Raw genomic sequence first — 23,068 nt, 5'->3', positions numbered from 1 at the left:
TGTCGGCATTTGCGCCGGCGCAAATGCGAGCTCATCTTTGTGCGATGAGAAGAGGGCAAAACAGGATGAGGCTCGCCTATACATTGCTGTCGCAACGTCGCTCGAAAAAAGATTTCTGTGTCGGCCCCTCCGACCATCGGAGTAGCGCCGATGGCTGATTTCTTTCGTATCCAGCTTGGCGTTGTCAGTCGCGGCGACGGTCACTCTGCAGCGAAACGCTCCGCTTATCAGTCGTGCGGCAAGACCGTGGACCATGAAGGCCGCGCGTTTGATTTCCGGAGAAAGGCGAAAGAGCACGTCCTCACCATGATGTTCGCGCCGGAGAGCGCTCCGGACTGGTCACGCGATCCGGAAGAGTTGTGGCAGCGTGCGGCGGCAGCCGAAAAGCGGATCGACGCACAGGAAGCGCGGATCGTCGATTTCTCGATGCCGAGGCAGGTTCCCGAGACGTTGTGGGAAGCCTGTATTCGCCATGTCTATGCGCCCCTCGTCGAGCGCGGCATGGTGTTCCAGATCGACATCCACGACACACTCGCTAGCGACAGCGGCAGGAACATTAATATCCATGGGTTGGCTAGCTTGAGGCCGCTCGACGGGGACGACTTTTCGAAACGAAAGGACCGCACCTGGAATGACTTGTTTCGTGAGCGTTCCGGGCGGGCGGTCAGGGAGATGTTCGCCGCACGGTTGACTGCCTTCTGCCAAGAAAACGGCATTCCGTACGAAGGGGACGCGCGCCCCAACTCCGAGCGCGACCTACCGGAACCCGAGCCGCAGTTGCCGAAATGGAATTTCGAGGCATTCGCGAGAACCGGAGAGAAGCCGGAGGCATTGGCGGCGCTGCACGGGCATCGAAGCCGAAGGCGTGAGTGGGAAGCGGCGAAGGCCCAGGAGATCGAAGCCACCCTTGAACTCGATCGGCTTGAGGCTCGGATCCGCGGCCAGCGCCGCATCAACCCGGCAATGGCGGACCAGCGGCCTTCATCGAAGAGCGACCGCCGCGCCGCGATCCTAAAGGCGTGGCACAAGGGCGGGTGGATTGAGGCGGAAACCATCCCGGCGATTGCCGCAGTCCGCTTCGATCGAAAGCGGAATCTGCTCTGGATCGACCTCACGGACGGCACCACTCTTGTCGACCGGGGCGATGCAATCACCATGAAGGGCCGCGTCACCTGGTCAGCTGCGCTGGAGACCGCCGCTGCTGCCAAGCGGCATGGCTGGACATCTGTTCAGATCACCGGAGATCAGGCCTACAAGGACGCAGTCGCGGTCGCTTGCTTGCTGCGCGGGATCGAGGTTACGAATCACGTTTTGTCGCCAAAAGCACAGGCGATCTTCGATAGATTGCGTACGGAGCAGATGGAGCGTTCGAGAAAGTCGAACGAGGAGAGCCAGGTATCCAGTCCCGCTACAGCGCCGCGTCTCGAAGATGGGTCAAGTCTGCAAGTTCATCAGCAAATTGCAAAGCGGCGATTCGTTCCAAGCCCGCCCCTCGACGGTTCTCCAGAAGCGGATGAGCCTGCGCCCGCCTACAGGCCACGTTGGAAGCCGCCAATAAGCACCGCGTCCAAATCACAGCGTCGCCCTGCCTGATCGCCGCCTTCTGAAGCTGTTTCGCCCTTTGAGCCAACTTCCCACAGGAGCCTTACACGCCTTCTCCCAATGGGACAGGGGTGGCGCATTCGTCCCGCACTTCCAAACCTGCCTATAGCCTTCGATTTCCAGCCGCCTCCGCGCCGTTCCTTTGGACTTCCCTCTACATCGGTCAGCCGGTCCGCCCATGGGCAAGCGCAAGCGTTCCTGTCGTCACCCAGCTAGTCCGGCTTAGCTCCGCTGTCCCCCGTCTCCGAAACGGCCGCAAGGGGCGGCTGGCACTGGAGGCCAAAATGGCAAAGAAGGAACACACCGCAGCACCGAAGACCCCGCCGTCACACGGCGTTTACGTCGTGGAAGGCGAAGGCGATCGAGGTTACTGGACGAGAGTTGGCGCGGCTTGGTCGCATCAGGACGGCGATGGCTTCAACATCACTTTGACCGCGCTGCCCCTGTCAGACCGCCTGGTCATCCGCGCGAAGAGGGAGCAGTAAGATGCTCCTCTCCTTCGAACTTCGGACCGCCCTCCGCCGAAATGCCGATCTCTCGCGCCAACGCGAACGAGATCACTACCCGGTCGTAAAATTCTTCACCCCGGACGCGTCGGCAACATGGCTTTTCACGGAGCTGGCTCCTGACGGGGATACCCTTTTTGGACTTTGTGACCTTGGCCACGGAACTCCCGAACTGGGCTACGCGAGCCTTGGCGAAATCCAAGCCCTTCGCGGTCCCCGTCTGCTCCTGGTTGAGCTCGATCGATCCTTTCGGGCGACAAAGCCTCTGTCGGAGTACGCCATCGACGCATGGCGACATCGCAGGATCGTCGCCTAGCGGCGGTCCTCGACGAGGTGGATGATGCACTCGCCGATCAGGAGCTTCCTAATCCTGCGGTCGGCGGCTACGAATCCTGCCGAAAGGAGGGATTCGGATGCTTCATATTCTCGTCGATACCAGCGTGTGGCTGGATCTCGCGAAGGACTGGCGGTCGCAGTCCGTCCTGACGACAGCGCGCGAGCTTTTCAATGCTCGCGCGATCGACCTGGTCGTGCCGGACATCGTGAGGGAGGAGTTCGCCCGCAACAAGGACAGAGTGGCTGCCGAGGCAAGGCGCAGTTTGCAGAGTCACTTCCGCCTCGTCAGGGACGCTGTGGATCGTTTCGGCGAGGACGCATACAAAATGGAAACGCTACGGTCCCTGAACGAGGTAGACCAGCGGATCGCCATGAAGGGGGAGGCTGTCAACGACTCCATCGACTGGATCGAACAGCTCCTGTCGTCCGGCCTACGGAAGCCCGCGACGAAGGCCATCAAGGAGCGAGTTACCGAACGCGCGCTGGCTGGTCTCGCACCCTATCACCGTTCCAAGAACAGCGTTGGTGATGCGATCCTGGTTGAGACCTACGCCCAGATGGTCAAGGCGGGTCACAAGGAAGAGCGCTTCGCCTTCGTCACCCACAACACGCGGGACTTCAGCGAACCCGGCGACGACCAGCGAAAGCCGCACCCCGATCTCACCGGCCTGTTCGATGGAAAGCGGTCCACCTACTGGACCTCGCTCGTCGATCTGATCAAAGCCGAGCATCCCGGCTGGCTAGAGGACACCGACGCGGAATTCAACTGGACAGAGGAGCCAAGGCGTCTGTCGGAGATCATCGAGGCGCTGCATGTGCTGGACAGGCAGGTCTGGTACAACCGCCATTGGAATACGCGAATCGCCATCGAAGAGGGGAAGACTCGGATCGTTGGCAGGAAAGAATGGGAGGCTGCCGAGCCTCCGAAGCGCAACAACGAGGTCATTATCGACAGCATCTGGAAGGGTGCGTTGGAGTCCGCGCGCAAGGTCGAGGAGGAGGTCGGTCTGGACAACCTTGGACCATGGACCGATTTCGAATGGGGGATGGTGAACGGCAAGCTGTCGGCCCTGCGGTGGGTGCTCGGCGAGGACTGGGACCAGCTTTATACGTAAGACCCCGGCCCAATGCGCTCCGTTTTCCCGACTGAGAACGCGCCGTATTCATACTCGCTGCGCTTGGAACACCTGGAACATTTGGAACACGCAAAAACAGGATAGGATTCTTCGCTCGGTGTGGCGGTCGGCTTCATCAATCAAAGATGGCAGACGGAGTGTTTTGTGTCTGGCCATTGGATCGGTATCAAGATGTAGAGGCCGATCTTGACAAATCACGCTAAACGAGTCCGCAGCTGCGATTCTTAACTTGACATTAATGCGTGAACGACCACATTAGCGCTGAAAAGCCGCTCTGCTCAGCCGAACTGTCACCGGATGGTGTGCGTGCCTGGCGATCGTCAGGATAGGCGAGCAGAGCGCACCCCTACTTGAACTCCCAGACATCTTCAATCTTAGCCTCGATCATTCGTCGCCACCGATCGGTGTCCTTACGATTATCCCGATAAGGACGCGCAATCGCGCCGGTACACATATCGGCAAGTTGAACCAGCTCATCGCTTTGCGAATCCGAAAATCGGACGGATTTGATAGCGCCCTTCTCCGTATGCCGTCGCAAGTAGGCCGAGAGCTCCTGCTTGAAGATTCGTTCCCCGGAGCCATCGATGACGACTTTTGCGTCCTTGAGAAGGCCGTTGTCGAATTTCAGCATCGACTTAACAAAGAAGCTATAGAACGCCTCCTTGCTCGACCGCAGGTATCCGCTGTGTATTCGTTCCTTCTCTACAACGACTGCCCTGACGCAAAACTCGAATGGTGCGACGGTCTTGAAGAATAGGTCTCTTATCTCAGGTCGGCTTTTGCTGAACTTGAACTCCGGAAACACCCGGTGGGCAGTCGCTGTCGCTTTGATCGCAGCCTGAGCGTCGATTGCCACTTGCTTATCCGCGAAAGCAACCATTGCCACGACGAACGCCGCTGACGATCCTCTCGCAACCTTGAAGCCGGGGTCTCCCGACTCGTCGATGAATACCAACATCATTCCAGATGAAAGGACATTGCCTTTGAATCAATGGCAACAAGCGATCATTTTGACCAGGCTGTTTGTTTTCTCGGGATAACCGCCATCATCCGACTCGACACCCGCCGACTTTGAGCATTTTGCGCGGTAGTCTAGTTTCGCGGATCAACGCTTCCCACGAATCAGCGCCGGTCTAGCTCGGCGCGTTAGGGCATTGCGTGGGCAAGGGGCAGGAAAATGAATCCCGTAGAGATTGAAGAGGCCATTTCGGCGCTCGCGAGTATACCCTTTGATCCCGGCGAATTCCCCTATGCCTTCCTGGAGGCATTTGGAAACAAGGAAACCACGCTCAGAAAGCTGCGCAGCGGCGCATCCAACAAATCCGATCTTGGCGGCGTGCTGCAAACCAACAACATTCACATTGCCGTCTCCCCGCGCGGTGATGTCGCCCGAACCCTGGCCGCGCTGAAGGCAAGCCCCGTAACCGCGCGCGCCAAGGCGAAGTTCATCCTCGCGACCGATGGAGACATGTTCGAGGCCGAAGATCTGATCGGTGGCGATACCATCGCCTGTGCTTATCCCGAATTTCCCGATCATTTCGGCGTGTTCCTGCCCCTCGCCGGCATCACCACGGTCAAGCAGCTCCGCGACAGCTCTTTCGACATCAAGGCGACAGGTCGTCTCAACCGCCTCTATATCCAGCTTCTCAAGGACAATCCCGATTGGAGCACGGCCGAGCGTCGCGGCGACATGAATCACTTCATGGCCCGGCTCATATTTTGCTTCTTTTCCGAAGATACCGACATCTTCGAAGCGCCTGACTTGTTCACAGGCACGATCGAGCAGATGAGCGCGGGGGATTCCTCAAACACCCACGAAGTTATCAGCACGCTTTTTCGCGCAATGAACATAAAGAGCGCGGATCGAGCCCAAGCCAAACTGCCTCGATGGGCAGATCGGTTCCCTTATGTGAACGGCGGCCTGTTTTCAGGCAACGCCGCCGTGCCGGTCTTCACCCGAATCGCACGCTCCTATCTGATCCATATCGGCCGGCTCGACTGGAAGAAGATTAACCCCGACATTTTCGGCTCGATGATCCAGGCCGTCGCCGACGACGAGGAACGCGGTGCACTTGGGATGCACTACACCAGCGTGCCCAACATCCTTAAGGTCTTGAACCCGCTTTTCCTCGACGATCTGCGTGAGAAGCTGGAGGAAGCCGCCGACAATACCCGCAAGCTGCTCAACCTGCGCAATCGCATGGCCCGCATCCGCGTGTTCGATCCGGCCTGCGGCTCGGGCAACTTCCTGGTCATCGCCTACAAAGAAATGCGGGCGATCGAGGCCATCATCAACGATCGGCGTGGGGAGCCCGATCGGCGCACCGAGATTCCTCTCACCAATTTTCGCGGCATCGAGCTGCGGGACTTTCCGGCCGAGATCGCGCGCCTGGCGCTGATCATCGCCGAGTATCAATGTGACGTGCTCTATCGCGGCCAGAGGGAGGCGCTACGCGATTTCCTGCCGCTCGATGCCCAGAACTGGATTTATTCGGGCAACGCGCTTCGGGTGGACTGGCTCAGTATCTGTCCGCCCACCGGAACGGCGGTGATACACCAGGCCGATGATCTGTTTCACACGCCGCTCGACCAAGCCGAGATCGACTTCGAGAACGAGGGCGGGGAAACTTTCATCTGCGGCAACCCACCCTACAAGGGCACGAAAAACCAGACAAACGAGCAGAAAGATGATCTGCGCAGTGTGTTTGAGGGTTATACCGACACTTACAAGTCGCTCGATTATGTCGCGGGGTGGTTTTTCAAGGCCGCCCTGTATGGGCAGGAGACTGTCTCAAAGTCCGCCTTCGTTTCTACAAACTCTATATGCCAAGGGGGACAAGTGCCGCTCCTTTGGCCGCTCGTATTTCAGCGGGGGAACAAAATACTCTTCGCTCACACCTCCTTCCTGTGGAGGAACCTCGCAGCGCATAATGCAGGTGTGACGGTTGCCATCATAGGCTTTGGGGTTTCGACCGATCAGCGACGTCTGATCTATACTGAGGAGAAGGGCGGGTTAGTTTCCGTTCGTGAGGCGACCAACATCAACGCCTATCTCGTTCCGAGCCGCGATATCATCGTCGAAGGGTCCGCTCGGCCTCGCAATGGCCTGCCAAGAATGAGCCTTGGCAATCAGCCCTACGAAGGCAATTTCTTGATCCTGGAGCATCACGAGTTCAGCGAGCTTTCGGAAGCGGAACTGGCCTATTTTACAAGGAATTTTTACGGCTCGTCGGAGTTCATTCGGGGCGGCCGGCGCAAATGCCTGTGGTTGACCGATGACGTTCGAGAACAGGCGCTCACGGTTAAGAGTATAAGTGACCGGGTAAAGAACGTCCGCGCGTGGCGTCTCGCAAGCACTCGTCCCGCCACTAGAGCCATGGCTTCGCGTCCGCATCAGTTTTGCGAGATGAACATCGGAAGAAGTCAGACCATCATTATTCCTATTCGGAGTTCAGAAAGCCGTGAGTATCTACCGGTTGGCCTATTGGATAACAATTGCGTCGTCAGCAACCTCGCTTACGCACTCTATGACGCACCTATTTGGTGCCTGGCCGTCATCGCATCGAAGCTGCATCTTTCGTGGATCGGTACAATCTGCGGGCGCATGAAGAGCGACTACAGCTATTCTAACAAGATGGGTTGGCACACATTCCCAGTCCCCCCGCTCTCCCAGAAGAACAAAGCCGATCTGACGCGCTGCGCCCAGGACATCCTACTGGCGCGCGAGGCTCATTTTCCGGCGACAATCGCCGATCTCTATGATCCCGAAAATATGCCCGCCGATCTGCGTGCAGCCCATGACCGCAACGACGAGGTTCTGGAGCGCATCTATATCGGGCGCCGATTCAAGAACGACACCGAACGCCTGGAAAAGCTCTTCGAGCTCTACACGAAGCTGACGGCCGGAGGCCAGGCAAGGCCCGAGGCAGGCGCGGCATGACCGGGTTCAACCGTATGACAGTGGTCGCTGCCGCCGAAGTCATTTCGGCCTTTAGCTCTCACGACGATATGGAAGTTCTGGAGGTGGAATGGGACGTTTCAGGTCGATATGGTACGAGCAGCAAATCTGGGCGTGTCGCGGGACTTTCGAAGATAGCCGTCGAAGAAAATCCGGAAGTCATGACAGCCGCAGGGCGGGTCAGTCTTGCGCGGGCGCTTATTGAGAGAGCCATCAAAGCGCCAGTTAAGGTGAAAGGCTCCGAAAGTTGGAAGAAGCTCGTCGCCGGGCTTCGTTTTGATGGCTTCGAAATCGTCGACACCATCACCGAAACACCGCCGCAGAGGCCATGGGGTTCTGCAAGAACTGAAACAACCGTCGAGCTGAGGCGCATGCTTCCCTCGGGCGTTCCGGGGGCCGACTTCCGCGAAGCGGAAAGCGAAGTCGAGATGCTGCTCGATCGCCACGGATTTGACGTAGCCAAAGGACATCTGAAGCGGGCGATCTCTGCTTTCAGCAGGGGAGAATGGTCCTCCGCGAACGGCGAGTTGCGGAACTTTTACGAGAGCTACCTGAACGAGATAGCGGACAAGCTCGGCTATGCGGGATCAGACAATAGCAAGGCAAAGCGTGACTTTCTCGGAGGGGGAGCGAACCCTCCGTTCCTTCTCGTCGACTACAATGAATGGGACAGCCAGAAGACGCAGTACACTCAGGCGTTGATGAATAGATTGCACCCCCATGGAGGGCATCCTGGCTTGTCCGAGGAGGAAGACGCGATGTTCCGTCTTCAGATCACGCTGGTAACTGCACGCTTGTTTCTTCGCCGCTTCGACCAAAGGGCCGCTTGATGGCAAAGAGCTCCAATTACAGTCAAGGTGGAGACGCGCAGGCGATCAGCCACATTGCGAAAAGCTACTACGGCAGCTATCGTAACATGTTTGAAGTGCACGACTGGGATGCTCCCGGCGACAAGATGATGACATCCGCGCCGGCATTGATTGTCAGGGAATACGGCAGCGTGCAGCGGTTCGAGGAATTGCATGCGCCCGGCGATCTCATGTCCCCGATGGAGGCTATCTATTCCGATCCGCCTAATGTTTGGCTGACCAGTTTTTACGGCTTCGGCCCCGAAGAATGGGGCTTCTTGGGCTTCGCCGATGAAAGGCGCAGGCAGAGTTTCATCGAAGGTAGCAGACCCGGCGTGCTCGTTGTCGTTTACGGAGCTGGCCGAGCGGAGAAGAACGACCTCTATCAGGTCATCGGCGTGCAGCAATGCTCTCATCAGTTGGCGCATGCCCACCAGTTCATGGCTCCAACCGCGTGGAACGCCAAGCAGCGAGATCCGGAGCAAGCCGACAAATGGAACTATGCCGTTAAAGCGACCCGAGCCTGGCGCGTCACTTCAGAATCCCGAATTTATGTTCGGGATTTCGCGCCAAAAGCTACTGAGAGGGAGGCATGGCAGCATATTGGAGCACGCGGTGTTCCACTTTCCAGGCAAGAGGCACTGAATATCCTGAAGCTTGATCTTCAGGAAGTCGATGTCTATGGCGAGAACCCGATCATCGGTTCAACTCCGGGCAACGCGAGAGAAATACTTGCGCCGAGTAAGGCTGGTCCGGTGTCGCAGAACGCTTTTGTGACGCGCGAGTCCGAAGGGCCTAAACATCTCTATGTGCTGAAGCTTCAAGGCGACACGGATGCCTTCCTCGGCGAGCCCGCGAGCGGAAAGATCGTAGTGAAAGCGGGTTTCTCAAGGAGTCCACAGACACGCTGTGATGATCATAATCGCACCTTGCCCAAATGCGCCTTCCGATGGGAGGTGCTTTACTCAGGGGTAAAGTCGGGGTTTGAACCACATCCAAGTTCAAATCATGCGAAAGCAGGCGAGCGTGCCATGCAGCAGATTCTCTGTAGATCACCTACCGGTACCTCTCTTGGCGGCGAGTTCTTTCTGGCCGATACGAATCTTGTCGAAGAAGCTTGGACCGAAGGCAATTTGAAGGCGGGGGCCTACACATGAAGCAGATAAAATCCGTGCCATCGGTATCCGTGACCTACGCGCGCAACGGCAGCTCGACCAAGGCAAATGAGCTCGGGATGCGGCCCATGCAAGAAAAGGCCTTTGAGAAGCGTGGGGAGCAATACCTGCTGATCAAATCGCCACCAGCGTCGGGCAAGAGCCGCGCGCTCATGTTCATCGCCCTCGACAAGCTCGCGAACCAGGGGCTGAAACAGGCCATCATCGTCGTGCCGGAAAAGTCGATCGGTTCGAGCTTCGCCGACGAGCCCCTGACCAAATTCGGCTTCTGGGCCGATTGGCACGTAGAGCCGAGATGGAACCTGTGCAATGCCCCAGGTTCAGACAATGGCGGCAAGGTCAATTCCGTCGCCGCCTTCCTAGAGGGCAGCGACAAGGTGCTGGTATGCACGCACGCCACCCTCCGCTTCGCCGTGGAAAAGTTCGGGGTAGATGCGTTCGATGATCGCCTGATTGCGATCGATGAGTTCCACCACGTCTCCGCCAATCCCGACAACAAGCTCGGCCAGCATCTCAGCCAGTTCATGGCTCGCGACCGTGCGCATGTCGTGGCCATGACCGGGTCCTATTTTCGAGGCGATTCGGACGCCGTGCTCGCGCCGGAGGACGAGGCTAAGTTCGATGCCGTCACCTACACATATTACGAGCAGCTGAATGGCTATGAATACCTGAAGCAGCTCGACATAGGCTACTTCTTCTATTCGGATGCCTATGCCGACGACATCCTGAAGGTGCTTGACCCAACTGAAAAGACGATCGTGCATATCCCGAACGTCAATTCGCGCGAGAGCACGAAAGACAAGATCAAGGAGGTCGAACACATCATCGAGGAACTGGGCGAGTGGCAGGGTGCTGACACTGTCACTGGATTCCAGCTGGTAAAGCGGTCCGATGGCCGAATTCTACGTATCGCCGACCTGGTGGACGATGATCCAGCCAAACGCGATCGAGTTTCGGCCGCTCTCAAAGACCCCGTGCAGAAGAACAATCGCGATCATGTGGACATCATCATCGCGCTCGGCATGGCTAAGGAAGGATTTGATTGGATCTGGTGCGAACATGCCCTCACGGTTGGTTATCGATCGAGCCTGACCGAGATCGTGCAGATCATCGGCCGCGCGACGCGTGATGCGCCGGGCAAGGAGCGTGCGCGGTTCAGCAACCTGATCGCCCAGCCCGACGCCTCTGACGAAGCCGTCAACGAGGCCGTAAACGATACGCTCAAGGCGATCGCCGCCAGCCTGCTTATGGAGCAGGTGCTGGCACCACGCTTTGAGTTCAAGCCGAAAAACCCAGGCAGCGGCCCGACACCGGGCTTTGACTATGGAGAAGAGGGCTACAAACCCGACCGGTGCAACGTCGGATTCAACGAGGAAAGCGGTCGATTTCTGGTCGAGATCAAGGGTCTCGTTGAGCCTAAGAGCAAGGAGGCAGCCCGCATCTGCCAGCAAGACTTGAACGAGGTTATCGCTGCCTTCGTTCAGGATCGCAACACCGTTGGCAAGGGCCTGTTCGATGAAGAGATGGTGCCCGAAGAGCTGACCCAAGTGCGGATGGGCAAGATCATCAAAGATCGCTATCCGGAGCTTGATGAGACCGATCAGGAGGCCGTACGACAGCACGCCGTTGCCGCACTCAACCTGACGCAGAAGGCCAAGGAAGTGGCCTTGGCCTCCGATAGTGAGCCGGGGCCGAATACCGCGTTCGTTCAGGGTGTCCGAAAATACGCCATGGATGTGCGCGAGCTCGATATCGACCTGATCGACAGCATCAATCCGTTCGGAGAGGCTCGCGCCATCCTCGCCAAAACGATGAGCGAAGAGAGCTTGAAACAGGTTCAGGCGATTATCAACGCCAGGAAGATCAGCCTCACGCTGGACGAGGCGAGGGAGCTCGCCAAGCGCGCCCTGAAATTTAAGCAGGAGCGCGGCCGGCTTCCCGATATCATCGCTGCCGATCCGTGGGAAAAGCGTATGGCCGAAGGTGTGGCGTTCCTCGCCCGCATGAAAGCAGAGGCCGCCCGTGGCTAGGTTCACCGATGAGGATGATGCCCTTCTAGCGGAGCTCGGAGTCGAGAGCGAAGAGAAGCGGCAGGGAGGTCATACGCCCCGCGAAGAGCGCATCATTGCCGGCTTTGAGGAGATACTACGCTTTGCGGAAGAGCATGGCCGGTCACCTCAACATGGTGAAAACCGCGACATCTTCGAGCGGCTTTATGCTGTGCGGCTCGATCGGTTGAGAGAACTTGAAGAATGCAGGACCTTGCTCCTCCCGCTCGACCATCAGGGCTTGTTAGCCGGTGACGGGCATATCCACGCCGCCGTTCCCGACGATCTTGATGATGATGCACTTCTGGCTGAACTCGGCGTCGAGACCGACGCTTCGCCTGATATCACCGAGCTGCGGCATGTCAGATCGGCTGAGGAAAAGCGCGCTGCCGAGGACATCGCAAACCGCGACCGATGCGACGATTTCGAGAAGTTCAAGCCGCTCTTCGAAAAGGTGCAGCGCGAACTCGACAGCGGCGAGCGCCAGACGCGTCCCTTCGAGCTCAAGGCGGAAATCCGTCCCGGCGCCTGGTTCATCGTCGGCGGTCAGAAGGCCTATGTCGCTGAAGCGGGCGAAACTTTCGCCAATGCCCAGGGACGCACTGATGCTCGGCTGCGTGTGATCTTCGACAACGGCACCGAAAGCAATCTCTTGATGCGCTCATTGCAACGCGCGCTCAACAAGGATGAGGCTGGTCGCCGGATCACCGACCCGGCCGCCGGACCTCTGTTTTCCGGAGAACAAGCCGACGATGATGAGGCAAGCGGTACCATCTATGTGCTCAGGAGCACATCGGACCATCCAATGGTCAGCGCCAATCGCGACTTGGTGCACAAGATCGGCGTCACCAATCTCGATGTTGAGCAGCGCGTCGCTGGCGCGCGCCTCCAACCTACCTTTCTTATGGCTGATGTTGAGGTCGTGGCGACCTATCGCCTGTTCAACATTAGCCGCGTCCGACTGGAGAACCTGATTCACCGCGTCTTTGATCCGGCTCGCCTAGAGATCGAGATCATGGATCGCTTCGGTCGGCCAGTTGTGCCGCGCGAATGGTTTTTGGTGCCGCTCTTTGTCGTCGATGAGGCGGTCGAAAAGATCAAGGACGGGACGATCACCGAGTATGTGTATGACCCCGGCAGCGCCTCGCTGAAGCGAAGGGACTGAGCGGAACTCTCCTCCCGCAGGACTGCGGATCTTCTCGATGGCTTCAGGCGCAGCCAGCTTTCCGCACCGGGTGGCAACCAACTTTCTGTGATGGCTGATAGAGAAGTGTGGCACGCCGATCCGATGTTCCAGGTGTTCGAGGTGTTCCGCGTGTTCCGGGAACATCCGGAACACGCGGAACACACTAACCGTCAGCCATCATCCTCGTTTTCGGAGGGCGGGACCAAGTGGTAGAGCCGCATCTTGGGATGCCCCGGCACTTTGACCGCCTTGGACGACTTTCCGTCCCCCGCCAGTTTCAGGATTTCCTTGGCCGCGAGTACCTTCGCCACCATCGAGCCATCGAAGCCGGTGCAGGCTTCCTTGAAACCGTCTGGGGTCAGGTAATATGACCACTGGCCCCCTTCTCGCTTTTTCCAACCAAGCCGGTCGCGGGCACTCTCAGACGAGGCGCCCTGTTCGCCCTCGTCCCACCAGTCGAACCTGGTAGCTCCGTGTCGTGTGATGAACCCGAGAACGGATTCCACGGACCGGCGATCCTCAGATGCGCCGACGCTGCCACGCGCCCTTAGCCATTCCTCGAAACAGACTTCGCAGCTCCAGATCGCCGAGCTCATTGTGAGCGGCAGAATGCCATGGCGAATTGCCAGCTCGCCAGCCCCCGCTACAAGGCCAAAGCGTTGTGCCACGCGAGCAACCTGGCCGTCAGCGCCCGCTGGCAGGGCCCTCTCAACGAACATTTTCTGGATGCCCTGTACGTAGCCGCGAGCGTCATCGATGTCGTCAATGATGGCTTTTAGAAATTCTGATCCGGCGACGCCGTAGCTTTTTGAAGCCAAGTCTTTGATGTGTCGAGATAGGTCGCTTCCGTCTACCCGGCCATTGAGCGTATCGAAAATCCCAAGCCCTTTCCCCGCGTCCGCAAGAATGTCGATAACCCGTACCTCCTGACCCGCTTTGATCCGCTGGTTTGGCCCGGCCTCCCGCATCTTGTCTTCGAAGCTCTCTTCGCCGGTGCTGAGGAACATCAGCCGCCAGCTTTTTGTCGGCCTTGCGCTTCCCGACTGGTCGGCGCGCACTTTGCCCATGCCGTTTCCGAGCATGTACATGGTTTCGCCGAGTGTGCGCCCCGACGCCTGGCTTAACTCGTCCAGGCAGAGCAGCATGTCGGAATGTCCGCTTGCGATTCCTTCCAGCCCGTTGTCTGTGGCCCGCCACTGAACCACGTAATTGCCGTGAGGCCCGCCCCAAACTGTCGATGCGAGCACCATCGTCGTGGATTTACCAGTGGAAGACTTACCCCTGAAATGGAACCCGCCGGTCTCGTCGCCGGTATGCCTGAGCAGTGGTCCGGCGAATGCCACGCTCAATGCCAGAATCAGACGGCTATTGCCCTCGGCGAAGCGCGCAAGTTCCTTCCAGTCTTTGATTGTACCGTTGGCACCAAAGAAGGACTTGTTCATGCCGGCTGGACGATAGAGGACCGTTTCAGACGTGGGGCCGATGACCTCGTCGGGAAGGACGAACACGTCGTTGAACCACCCGAGCGATGCTACCGTACGATAGCGCTCGGCCGGATCGGCGCTCATCAGATAGTGATTCAGGTGGGTGCGGCTGCTCTTCAGTGTGGTTAGCCGCAAACCCCGCTCCATGAGCATCTTGCGTACGGTAGCGCCATCATCCCCCAGCTGGCTGTTCGACACGAAGCACTCATGCTCGATGCCGTCACGATCCACCAATGCGACCAGAAGACTCCATTGCTGACCGTGTTCGTCGCGTGCCCACCCCCGCACACGGAGAGGTGAACAGAAGGGAACCATCTGGACCTCTCCATCAGCGTTCACCCGGCGGAAAGTCCACTCGGGTCCAACCACGAATTCCTGCGGAGGGCCGCGACGTTGATCGCCTTCCCCCGCATTGTCGTTCGCCGCAACCGGGAACACCGGCAACGCCGATTGTGTAGAAATCATTTTCTGGGCCATCTCTGCTGTCCATCCTTCTTCAATCGCATCCGCCAGGTCCCACCCCGATTTTGGAGGCGGTCCTGCTGTCCCGCCTTCAGTGTTCCCCTCCCGAGAGCTCAACAGCGTTGCTGACAGGTGCAAGACTTCCGAAGCACCCGCCGCAAGCGCGAGGCGAGCGATATCCTGGCCATAGGCGAGCCCAGGTTCGTCGAAATCCGGAGAAATCACGACCCTTCTTCCGGCCAGCAGGCTGAAATCGCTGTTGTGGGCGCTCTTGCTGCCACCCAAGGTGGTAGTAGCGACCCAATCTGGGAAAAGAGCCGTCGCAGCTGCGGCAGCCTTCTCGCCTTCGCAGACAATCACCGTCCGGGCGGGCAACTGAGCAATCTGATTTGAGTTAAAAAGCGGGCGATTATTGCCCGGTCCCTTAAACCGCCAAGTCGCGCGCCCCTTGTCGTCCTCGCACCAAGTCAGAGGGAGAACGACTTTGACTTTCGTACCATCGGCATCCAGGCGCTCAAAACGCAGAGCATGAAAACAGACCTGTCCGTCGCCGTTACGATATGTGTAAACGACGCTGGGTCGGCCGTATTCGCGATGGCGCGGGAATGGCGTATTGATGGCCGCCGGTGGAGCCGGCACGATCGGCTTGAGTGTGGGCTTGGCAGCCTTCGCCCCGGTCCCTTGATGGAGCCGTTCGGCCTCTGTCAATGGAGCGAACATGCTATTCGGAAGCGGCCTTTTCATTTCCGCACCCCCAGCATGTCAGCCAAACGCTCGGCAGCTTCAAGCTGGCGCATCCGGTAGAGGTATGCGGTGAGGCTGATCAGATCGCCGCCGTGATCGTTGGTTGCGAAATCCGCCCACCTTCCCGTGTCGATGTTGATCTTGAATGAGCCCGGTTTGCTGTCGCTCCGGTTCGGATTGAGAGCGACATACTCTCGACCTTTCAGGGTGCCCGCTGGCAGAAGGCGGTTGAGAACTACCGTACTGTTGTGGCGGGCAGCGTCCGCAACCCTGGAGAAGAAATCGCCGTCAGGCATCGCTTGGTCCTTTCTGTTTGCGATGTCGGCAGCGGGATGCTATTTTCTGAGTGTCTAGATCAGAGCGGCATCCCGCCGCCTCTCGAAAAGCCACGGCTTAGGTCGTGGTTTTTTCGTTAGTGCAGAGTGCGGTGGTCATTGTTGTCGTTCGCCGCAACCAACTCTGCGGGGAGCGGCTCGAACGACACCCTGACCCCTCGGAGCCCAAGGCCCGGGACAATCTGTACAAGTGTCAGGTCCCGCTCCGCCCTTTTAGTTGCCTCGCTGAGCTTTCCGACTTTATGCAAGAGCCAGACGAGGTTTTTGCCATGCATGTCAGATAGCCCCCCTTCGAATGGGGTGAACGATTCGGCGGTCTGTCCATTCTCGGCCATGTTGCCAAAATAGGCAGAGCAGAGAGCTGCCCCTTTGACAGTCATTTCCACCCAATCCGTCTTCTTCCATACGTTGATGCGCTTCCAGAGGCTGAGTTCTTCTATGATGTGCGGAACCGCATCCGTGGAGATCCGGGACATCGACCCACTAGGCCCACCAACGACAACGTTGGCGATATGGATGATGGACGGCACGTTTTTGAACGAAGTCTTCATCTGCTTTTCTCCTTTCAAGATGAATTAGGTACAAACCGAGGTGGACTGGCGGCGCTTGCCGTCGAGCCAGGCGTCCAAATCGGCGCGGTGGTACACCACACGGCGGCCGAGCTTGATGTAGGCCGGGCCTCCGCCGAAGACCCTGAGCTTTTCGAAAGTGGAAGCCGACAGGCCGCAGTAGTCGGCGGCTGCGGGCGTTCTGAACGCGGTCGAAGAGGATAGTACGTAAGTCATGCTGCTACTCCCGAATTGCGCCGGACAACCCCGGCTGGTGAGAGATACATGCCGAAATTCGACGTGGTCGTCTCAGCTATCGAGCATGACGCATGATGGTACCGGAGCATCCGAAAAGGCTCCGGAATGCCATCAATTAATTGTATTCATTGAATAAAATGAAGGTGCTCGCTCACGTGAGCACGGATCACAGCCGCCGTGGTCCGGGCGCGAGAAGCCCTGGAGCCTGGAGCGACGGGCCATAGATTTGAAATGTGCCGAAGAACGCCCAGCGGTGGTGAGGGAGGGGTCGACCAAAGCTTCGAAGCTGAAGCCTTCATGCCGATCGAGCAGACGCGAGGGCTGGCTAGTCTAGCTCTAGAGGCGGCTTATCGCAGCCGGGATCGCAACCTCCCGTTCAGCCCGATGGCAGCCTAGTTCGATTTCCGCGATTCGCGCTCGCTGTGCACGCGAGACCACTTTCCTTTTCCGTGTTCCAGCTCGCGGACGACAACAGCGATCGCGTCGGCTACGGTCGTGGGAAGTTTGGAATTGTGGCGGTCAAACCAGACATCCTGCGCCTTGCGCGAGATTTCCTTTTGCGTCCGGCCTTTCTCAAAGAAAAAGTCAAAATGCGCTTCGCTGAAATCGATTGCGAAGCGCAATATTGTCGAGCGCCGCAGCTCCGTTTCGGGAACACTCGCCAAAGCGGGGTTTGAAGGCAACTGGCGGGCGAGATCTGCAACATTGATGAATATCCAAGCGGCCGACTCATCTCGAATATCGCTTGTCGGCTTGAACGGATTTTCGGCATCAAGCTTGCCTGTAGCGAATCGGCTGCCGACATTCTCCGAATTCCAGTGAGTGTTCGGAATCGGCTGCAGCGAACCCCCTTCATGTGGCCGAAGCGCTGCCCTCACTTCGCCTGCGACGAGCCAATCCAGCAGCATCTGTTCTGCCTGCCTGCATCGCGCGCGTGCTGCGTCAGTTCTTGCCTTGTGTTCACGCAGAAGCTGCTCGCCGCGCACTCGCCATTGTTCTACCGGAAGCTTGACTCCGGGAGGGCGGATCTGAAACTGAAAAGGCACCTTCCATTCCGTGTCATCATCCATGAGCAATTTACGGATGAATGAGTGTCTAAGCTGCGTTGGCTCTGACGCCTTACCTCGAAAATCTGGTTGCGGCACTTGAAGAGGGTCTGAATCGTGCCATTCGCCAGGGAAGGCTGCTCGGCCGACCAGGCGCACTCCCTTTGTCAGGAAAATGAAATCCCCAAAGTCCCGAGGCCAGGAGTTCTCGTTTTTCCAAATCGTCATGAATGCACGGCCTCATCTTACAAGTCCGTTTCTATATCTGCCATCTGTGAAATTGCTCCTAACGTGCCCCCAGAAGCCTTGGCTTTGACGCTACCTGTAAGAGCAGCATTGATGTCGGCGACGACCCTGTCTGTCGCAAGCCTTGAGGGGTCATGTTGCACGTGCGCATAGATGGCCGTTGATCGAACATTTCGATGGCCGAGTATCGCTCCGATCATGGGAAGAGCTTCGCCCTTTGAAGCCGCAGCCGAGCCGATGCTATGGCGAAGCGTGTGTGGTGTAACGCCGATCAGTTCGGCTTTGGCGAGAACCTTCGGCCAGACTCCCTTGGTGCCCTGGTAATGGCCATTGCCAGACTCAGCGGGAAAAACATACGGGCTCGTATCGTCTACAGCGATATCCAAAAGGATCGTCCGTGCCGCCGATCCCAACGGCCGGATGTTCTTGCCAGTCTTCGAGTTCGAAAATCGGAACAGTCCCTCATCGAAATCAACTTCCGACCATTTCAGCCCGGCAATTTCATCACGGCGGCACCCCGTAAGAACCCAGAGTCGTGCAATGTTGATTGCCTTCGGATTTGTGCCCTCTGCTTCTAAGTCCCGGAACGCGGCACCTAGTCGGGTGATCTCTTCAATTTTGAGGAAGCGGTCCCTCTGATTATCAGTCTTTCGAACCCCAGCTGTAGCGCATGAATTCCTGGCAATCATCCCCCTGCGAACTGCAAAGGAGAGGACCGCCGAGAAGTCACGAACGACCTTCCTGGCAGCCCCTTCGCCGCCACGGACAATGATCCTTTTACGAGGCCCGACCTTTTCGTCCTTCGCGGTATTGCCCTTTTCGATATCCCTGACCATCCTTTCGATTTCGGCAGACCCAATTCCTTCAACTCGCAGCCTCCCCAACAGAGGCAAAACATGATGTCGAAGACGGGCGATCGTATATTGCTTGGTGCGATCCTTCATAGGCTCGCCCATACGAGTCCCGCGCTGGACGTAGCAGCCCTCTTGTTCATAGAGTTCGATGAGCTCGGAGACCGTCATCGCCTTTGAGGCGGCTTGCTTCTCCGCCGCAGGGTCTTTTCCAAGCGTGACCTCGGCAGAGTGCCGTCGTGCTATCTTTCTAGCTTCATCAGGCGTGACCTTGCCGACAGCGGCGATGGTGATCCGGTTCTTTCGGCCTTTTCGTCCCGAACCCACGCGATACTCGTAGCCCCACGCCTTTGCTCCAGAGGGCATGACCCTCAAAAAGAATCCGGTAAGATCGGTATCGTAATAGTACACCGCCTTGTTCGTGGGTTCGATTGAATCGACGGTCAATTTTGAAAGCTTGATTTTCGGCAATTTCGCGCTCGCTCATTGGTTTAGCCACCATTTAGCCACCAAGAAAGCATTTTCCGGTGGCCTGAGGCAAGATCAAGCGATAAGCCATAAGGAAAAACCGTTAATATTCAATGCCACGGCTACTGGAGGAAACTTCCGGCAAGAGCATATACAACCTTGCCAAGGTTGGGGTCGAGCGTTCGAATCGCTTCACCCGCTCCAATTTACAAGCAACGAAAAGCCGCGGTTCGCCGTGGCTTTTTCGTTTTTAGGCATCCAACGTTGAATGCCGGTCACGGCTCGCGGATGGCATCATCCAGGCCGCGCAGGAGCGGATAGAGGAAATAGGAGATCACTGTCCGCCGGCCGACTTTGATCTCGGCCGACACCGTCATGCCGGGTAATAGCCGCACGGGCTCGGCCGAAGCATGCAGCCGCGTGTCGGCAAGCAGGACGCGCGCCTTGAAATACGGAACCGCGGGCTGACCTACAGCCGCTTCCTGCTGGCTCGGCGTGAAGGCATCGCGGCTGATGGTTCGGATCGAGCCGGAAGCCGTGCCGAATTTCTGAAACGGATAGGCGTCGAACTTGATCCGCACGTCCTTGTCCACTGCAATACGCCCGATGTCGCGCGAATTGACCGAGACCTCCGCCTCAAGCGGCACGTTCAGCGGAACGAGCGTGACGATCGGCTCGGCCTCGCGCACGACGGACCCGATGGAACGTTGCGCAAGATCGAGCACGACCGCATCTGCCGGCGCCGTCAGGACGACCATGTTGCGGCGCAGCTCCATTTTCTTCAGCTCTTCGCCGACCGTGTCGCGCTGGCTTCTGAGCTCGACGAGCTTTTCCATCGTCACGCGGCGGAAATCCTCGATGAAGGCCTGGCGATCGGCCCGGAGTTTCGCCAGCGAATGGCCGGCCTCTTCGGCCTTGCCGCGCAACTGCGATATGCTCGAATCGACGTCGAGACGGGCGTCGCGCGAACTGAGGAGATTGAGCAGAGATCCGGTTTCCTGCTTGTACAGTTTCTCGCGCGCATTTTCGATCAGGCTGAGATTTTCACGCCGGCTGAGCAGGATCGTTTCCTGCTCCTTGCCGGCCGTCATCGACGCCGCCTGCCCTGCTATCTGCTGATCGAAATTCTGGATCTGCGCGACATAGAAGGCGAGCCGCTGGCCGAAGAGCTGAACCTGCAGCTGCTCATCCGAAGAACTGCCGGCGATTTTGGAATAGTCGGCGCCGCTGAGTTCGGCCTCGCTGCGCTTCACTTGTGCATCTAGGGCAGCAAACTTCGCACGCTGCTGCTCGACATCCGACTGGCTGAACGTTGCATCAAGGGTGGCCAGCGTCTGCCCTGCACGAACGACATCGCCATTGGCGACATCGATGGAACGGATGATGGAGGTTTCCAGCGGCTGCACGATGATTGTCGGCTGGGTGGTGATCAGCTTGCCGGGGGCAATGACCACCTCGTCGATCTGCGAGACAGAGGCCCATGTCACAGCGGCGACGATGAGCGCGGTGACGCCGTAGAGCGTAAGCCGCGCGATCTTCGGCGGAACGCGTTCTTCAAGTTCCACCGCGTCCGACTGGAATTCGGCAATGACCGGCGGAAGCGGCGGCCGCTTCACAACCAGTTCGGTTGCCGGCTTATTGACCGGTACGGGCAGGTTCTCGCTGGGCTTTGGCGTGTGCGCGTTCATGCCACCTGCCTCGTCTGCTGGGACCACAGATGGCGATATGTCATGCAACGCGAGACGAGCTGATCGTGGCGGCCGATATCGGCGATCTTGCCGCGATCGACGACGAGGATGGCGTCGGCGTCGACCAGCGTCGACAGGCGATGCGAAACGATGATGACCGTGCGCCCCTCAGCGATCTTGCTGAGGTTCTGGCGGATGATCGCCTCGCTGTCGGGATCGAGCGCGCTGGTGGCTTCATCCAGGATAAGCAGCTTGGGGTCGGTGATCAAAGCGCGCGCAATAGCGAGGCGCTGCTTCTGGCCACCGGAGAGGTTCGATCCGTTTTCCTCCAGCAGGGTTTCGAAACCGCGCGGAAGCCGCTCGATGAACTCCTCCGCACCGGCAATGCGGGCGGCTTCGACAATCTGCTCAATGCTCGCATTGGGCTTTGCCGCCGCGATGTTTTCACGGACGGACCCCTTGAACAGGAAATTGTCCTGCAGCACGACGCCTATGCTCGTCCTGAGATGAACGAGATCGATCTCGCGGCTGTCATAGCCGTCCATGCGCACCAGCCCCTGCTGGTTCTGGTAAAGCCCCTGGATAAGGCGTGTAACCGTCGTCTTGCCCGAACCGCTCTTGCCGACGATGCCGAACACCGAACCCGCAGGCACGGTGAACGAAACGTCATCAAGCGCCGGCGCACCATCAGGCCCGTAGCGGAACGTCACCTTTTCGAACTCGATCTGGCCCTTGAGCTCGGGTCTGATGCCGCGCCCGCGCCCGAACTGCTCGGGGCGCTGGTTCATGATCTCGCCAAGCATGCGGACGGAAAGTGCTACCTCCTGATACTCGTGAACCATTGTGACGATCTGGACGAGCGGCCCGGAGACCCGGCCGGCCAGCATGTTGAAGGCAACGAGCGCGCCGATCGTCATCGTTCCGCTGAACACGTCGAGCGCTCCAAGACCGATGATGGCGACGCTCATCAGCTTTTCGAGAAGACCGGTCAGCGCCTGCGCAATGTTCGAGATCTTGTCGACGCGGAAGCGAACCGAAATCGACTGCGCCGAGCTGTCGTCCCAGACGCGGCGCTGGCGCGGCTCCAAGGCAAGCGACTTGACGGTGCGCATGCCGTGCACGGTTTCGACAAGCAGTGCCTGCCTCTCGCCTTCGGCCTGATAGAGCGCCTGCAATCGTCTCTGGAACGGCCCCACAAGGCACATGACAACGAGGCCGACCAAAGCGGCAAAGCCGAGGACGACGAAAGTGAGCTTGACGCTGTAGAGAACCAGGATCGGTATGAAAACCAGAAGCGACAACCCGTCGAGAAGCGTCAGGAAGAGCCGTCCGGTCAGGAACTCGCGGATGCGGCCGGTCTGCTGCATATGCTTGACGAGAACGCCGGCCGATGCCTGCTCGAACAGCGCGATAGGCAGGTTCAGGAGATGCCCGAACGTGCGCGTCGCCATGCGGATATCGATCTTGTTCGTCGCATAGAGGAGCAGGTATTTCCTGAGAAAGGTGAAGGCCGCGTCGAAGATAAGGGCAACGGCAACGCCGATCACAAGCACGGTCAGCGTCGCATAGCTCTGATGCACCAGCACCTTGTCGATAACGAGTTGGAAGAAGATCGGCGTTGTCAGGCCGAGCCCGTAGAGAACGAATGCCGCCAGGGCGACATCGCGGAAAAGGCTGCGCTGGCGGATAATTTCGGGCAAGAACCAGCGGAAGCCGAACGGCTGGTCGTCATCGGCCAGACGATAGTTGCGCTTCAGAAGAATGACGGACCCGCTCCAGCCCTTCGAAAACTGCTGTTCGTTCAGAAGCAGGAATTCCGGACGCTGGGCCAGCGGATCGAGAATGCGGATCATGTCCTCTTCGCCGCCAATGGCGGCGCCTGCAATCACCACCCAGTTGCCGTTTTCGAGTTCGGCAAGCAGAGGATAGGCATCGCCCAGCTGGAAAAGTGAACGCCAGGCAAGCTTCATATGCCGGGCGCGCAGCCCGGCATCCTTCGCCATTCGCAGGAGCTTCCGCGTAGCGACAGGTTGGTCGCCCACGGCATAATCGTGAACGAGCCGTTCGGGCGATAGGTCGACGCCATGATGGCGCGCGACCAAGGCCAGGCATTGAAGGCTGGTATGCTGATACGTGTCCATGG

At 58.4% G+C, this 23,068-nt stretch carries 18 protein-coding genes; 9 read left to right on the top strand and 9 right to left on the bottom strand.

Features of this window, described 5'->3' with window-relative positions:
* Positions 1-150 precede the first annotated feature (150 nt).
* From BM413_RS18860 to BM413_RS18845, 4 genes are all read left to right on the top strand, one after another.
* Entirely contained in the window at positions 151-1,593 is a 1,443-nt protein-coding gene (locus BM413_RS18860; protein WP_091915840.1) for a MobA/MobL family protein, read from the top strand.
* 293 nt (positions 1,594-1,886) lie between these two features.
* On the top strand, positions 1,887-2,087 hold the full coding sequence (locus tag BM413_RS18855; protein WP_091915838.1) for a hypothetical protein: 201 nt from the start codon (positions 1,887-1,889) through the stop codon (positions 2,085-2,087).
* 1 nt (position 2,088) lies between these two features.
* Entirely contained in the window at positions 2,089-2,424 is a 336-nt protein-coding gene (locus BM413_RS18850) for a DUF2958 domain-containing protein (protein WP_091915836.1), read from the top strand.
* Positions 2,425-2,521: 97 nt separating this feature from the next.
* Positions 2,522-3,559 (top strand): PIN domain-containing protein, encoded by a 1,038-nt coding sequence (locus BM413_RS18845; RefSeq protein WP_091915834.1) that lies wholly within the window; start codon positions 2,522-2,524, stop codon positions 3,557-3,559.
* Between the two features lie 367 nt (positions 3,560-3,926).
* On the opposite strand, the gene BM413_RS18840 is transcribed toward BM413_RS18845, so the two are convergent.
* Positions 3,927-4,535, bottom strand: coding sequence for a DUF3800 domain-containing protein (locus BM413_RS18840; RefSeq protein ID WP_210188939.1), 609 nt, complete (start codon positions 4,533-4,535; stop codon positions 3,927-3,929).
* Between the two features lie 222 nt (positions 4,536-4,757).
* Between BM413_RS18840 and BM413_RS18835 the strand changes: the two genes are divergently transcribed.
* The 5 genes from BM413_RS18835 to BM413_RS18815 are packed head-to-tail and all read left to right on the top strand — an operon-like array spanning position 4,758 to position 12,774.
* The gene (locus tag BM413_RS18835) at positions 4,758-7,520 is read left to right on the top strand and encodes a class I SAM-dependent DNA methyltransferase (protein ID WP_091915830.1); all 2,763 of its coding nucleotides are present in this window, start codon (positions 4,758-4,760) and stop codon (positions 7,518-7,520) included.
* Positions 7,517-8,368 carry a hypothetical protein gene (locus BM413_RS18830; protein ID WP_091915828.1) on the top strand — a complete coding sequence of 284 codons (852 nt, stop codon included), beginning with the start codon at positions 7,517-7,519 and terminating at the stop codon, positions 8,366-8,368. Before BM413_RS18835 ends, BM413_RS18830 begins: the two co-directional genes overlap by 4 nt.
* Entirely contained in the window at positions 8,368-9,543 is a 1,176-nt protein-coding gene (locus tag BM413_RS18825; RefSeq protein WP_091915826.1) for a hypothetical protein, read from the top strand. Before BM413_RS18830 ends, BM413_RS18825 begins: the two co-directional genes overlap by 1 nt.
* Entirely contained in the window at positions 9,540-11,591 is a 2,052-nt protein-coding gene (locus BM413_RS18820) for a DEAD/DEAH box helicase (protein ID WP_091915824.1), read from the top strand. The genes BM413_RS18825 and BM413_RS18820 overlap by 4 nt, the downstream gene beginning before the upstream one ends.
* Positions 11,584-12,774, top strand: coding sequence for a GIY-YIG nuclease family protein (locus BM413_RS18815; RefSeq protein WP_091915822.1), 1,191 nt, complete (start codon positions 11,584-11,586; stop codon positions 12,772-12,774). Before BM413_RS18820 ends, BM413_RS18815 begins: the two co-directional genes overlap by 8 nt.
* A gap of 191 nt (positions 12,775-12,965) precedes the next feature.
* Here the strand turns inward: BM413_RS18815 and BM413_RS18810 are convergent, their stop codons facing one another.
* The 8 genes from BM413_RS18810 to BM413_RS18775 form a co-directional block, all read right to left on the bottom strand.
* Positions 12,966-15,485, bottom strand: coding sequence for a DUF927 domain-containing protein (locus BM413_RS18810; RefSeq protein WP_091915820.1), 2,520 nt, complete (start codon positions 15,483-15,485; stop codon positions 12,966-12,968).
* Entirely contained in the window at positions 15,482-15,781 is a 300-nt protein-coding gene (locus BM413_RS18805; protein ID WP_091915818.1) for a hypothetical protein, read from the bottom strand. Before BM413_RS18805 ends, BM413_RS18810 begins: the two co-directional genes overlap by 4 nt.
* Positions 15,782-15,897: 116 nt before the next feature.
* A complete protein-coding gene (locus BM413_RS18800; RefSeq protein WP_091915816.1) occupies positions 15,898-16,371 on the bottom strand; it encodes a hypothetical protein in 474 nt (157 codons plus the stop codon).
* A gap of 24 nt (positions 16,372-16,395) precedes the next feature.
* On the bottom strand, positions 16,396-16,605 hold the full coding sequence (locus BM413_RS18795) for a helix-turn-helix transcriptional regulator (protein ID WP_091915814.1): 210 nt from the start codon (positions 16,603-16,605) through the stop codon (positions 16,396-16,398).
* Between the two features lie 413 nt (positions 16,606-17,018).
* Entirely contained in the window at positions 17,019-17,900 is an 882-nt protein-coding gene (locus BM413_RS32555; protein ID WP_139238608.1) for a hypothetical protein, read from the bottom strand.
* A 17-nt stretch (positions 17,901-17,917) separates the two neighbouring features.
* On the bottom strand, positions 17,918-19,240 hold the full coding sequence (locus tag BM413_RS18785; protein ID WP_091915811.1) for a tyrosine-type recombinase/integrase: 1,323 nt from the start codon (positions 19,238-19,240) through the stop codon (positions 17,918-17,920).
* A 272-nt stretch (positions 19,241-19,512) separates the two neighbouring features.
* On the bottom strand, positions 19,513-20,925 hold the full coding sequence (locus tag BM413_RS18780) for an HlyD family type I secretion periplasmic adaptor subunit (RefSeq protein ID WP_091915809.1): 1,413 nt from the start codon (positions 20,923-20,925) through the stop codon (positions 19,513-19,515).
* Positions 20,922-23,066 carry a peptidase domain-containing ABC transporter gene (locus BM413_RS18775; protein ID WP_091915807.1) on the bottom strand — a complete coding sequence of 715 codons (2,145 nt, stop codon included), beginning with the start codon at positions 23,064-23,066 and terminating at the stop codon, positions 20,922-20,924. Before BM413_RS18775 ends, BM413_RS18780 begins: the two co-directional genes overlap by 4 nt.
* Positions 23,067-23,068: the final 2 nt, after the last annotated feature.

It is taken from the genome of Mesorhizobium sp. YR577 (assembly GCF_900116595.1).
GTDB lineage: Bacteria > Pseudomonadota > Alphaproteobacteria > Rhizobiales > Rhizobiaceae > Mesorhizobium_M.
The sequence above is the reverse complement of the archived record's forward strand: the minus strand, read 5'-3'. Positions and strand labels throughout refer to the sequence as shown.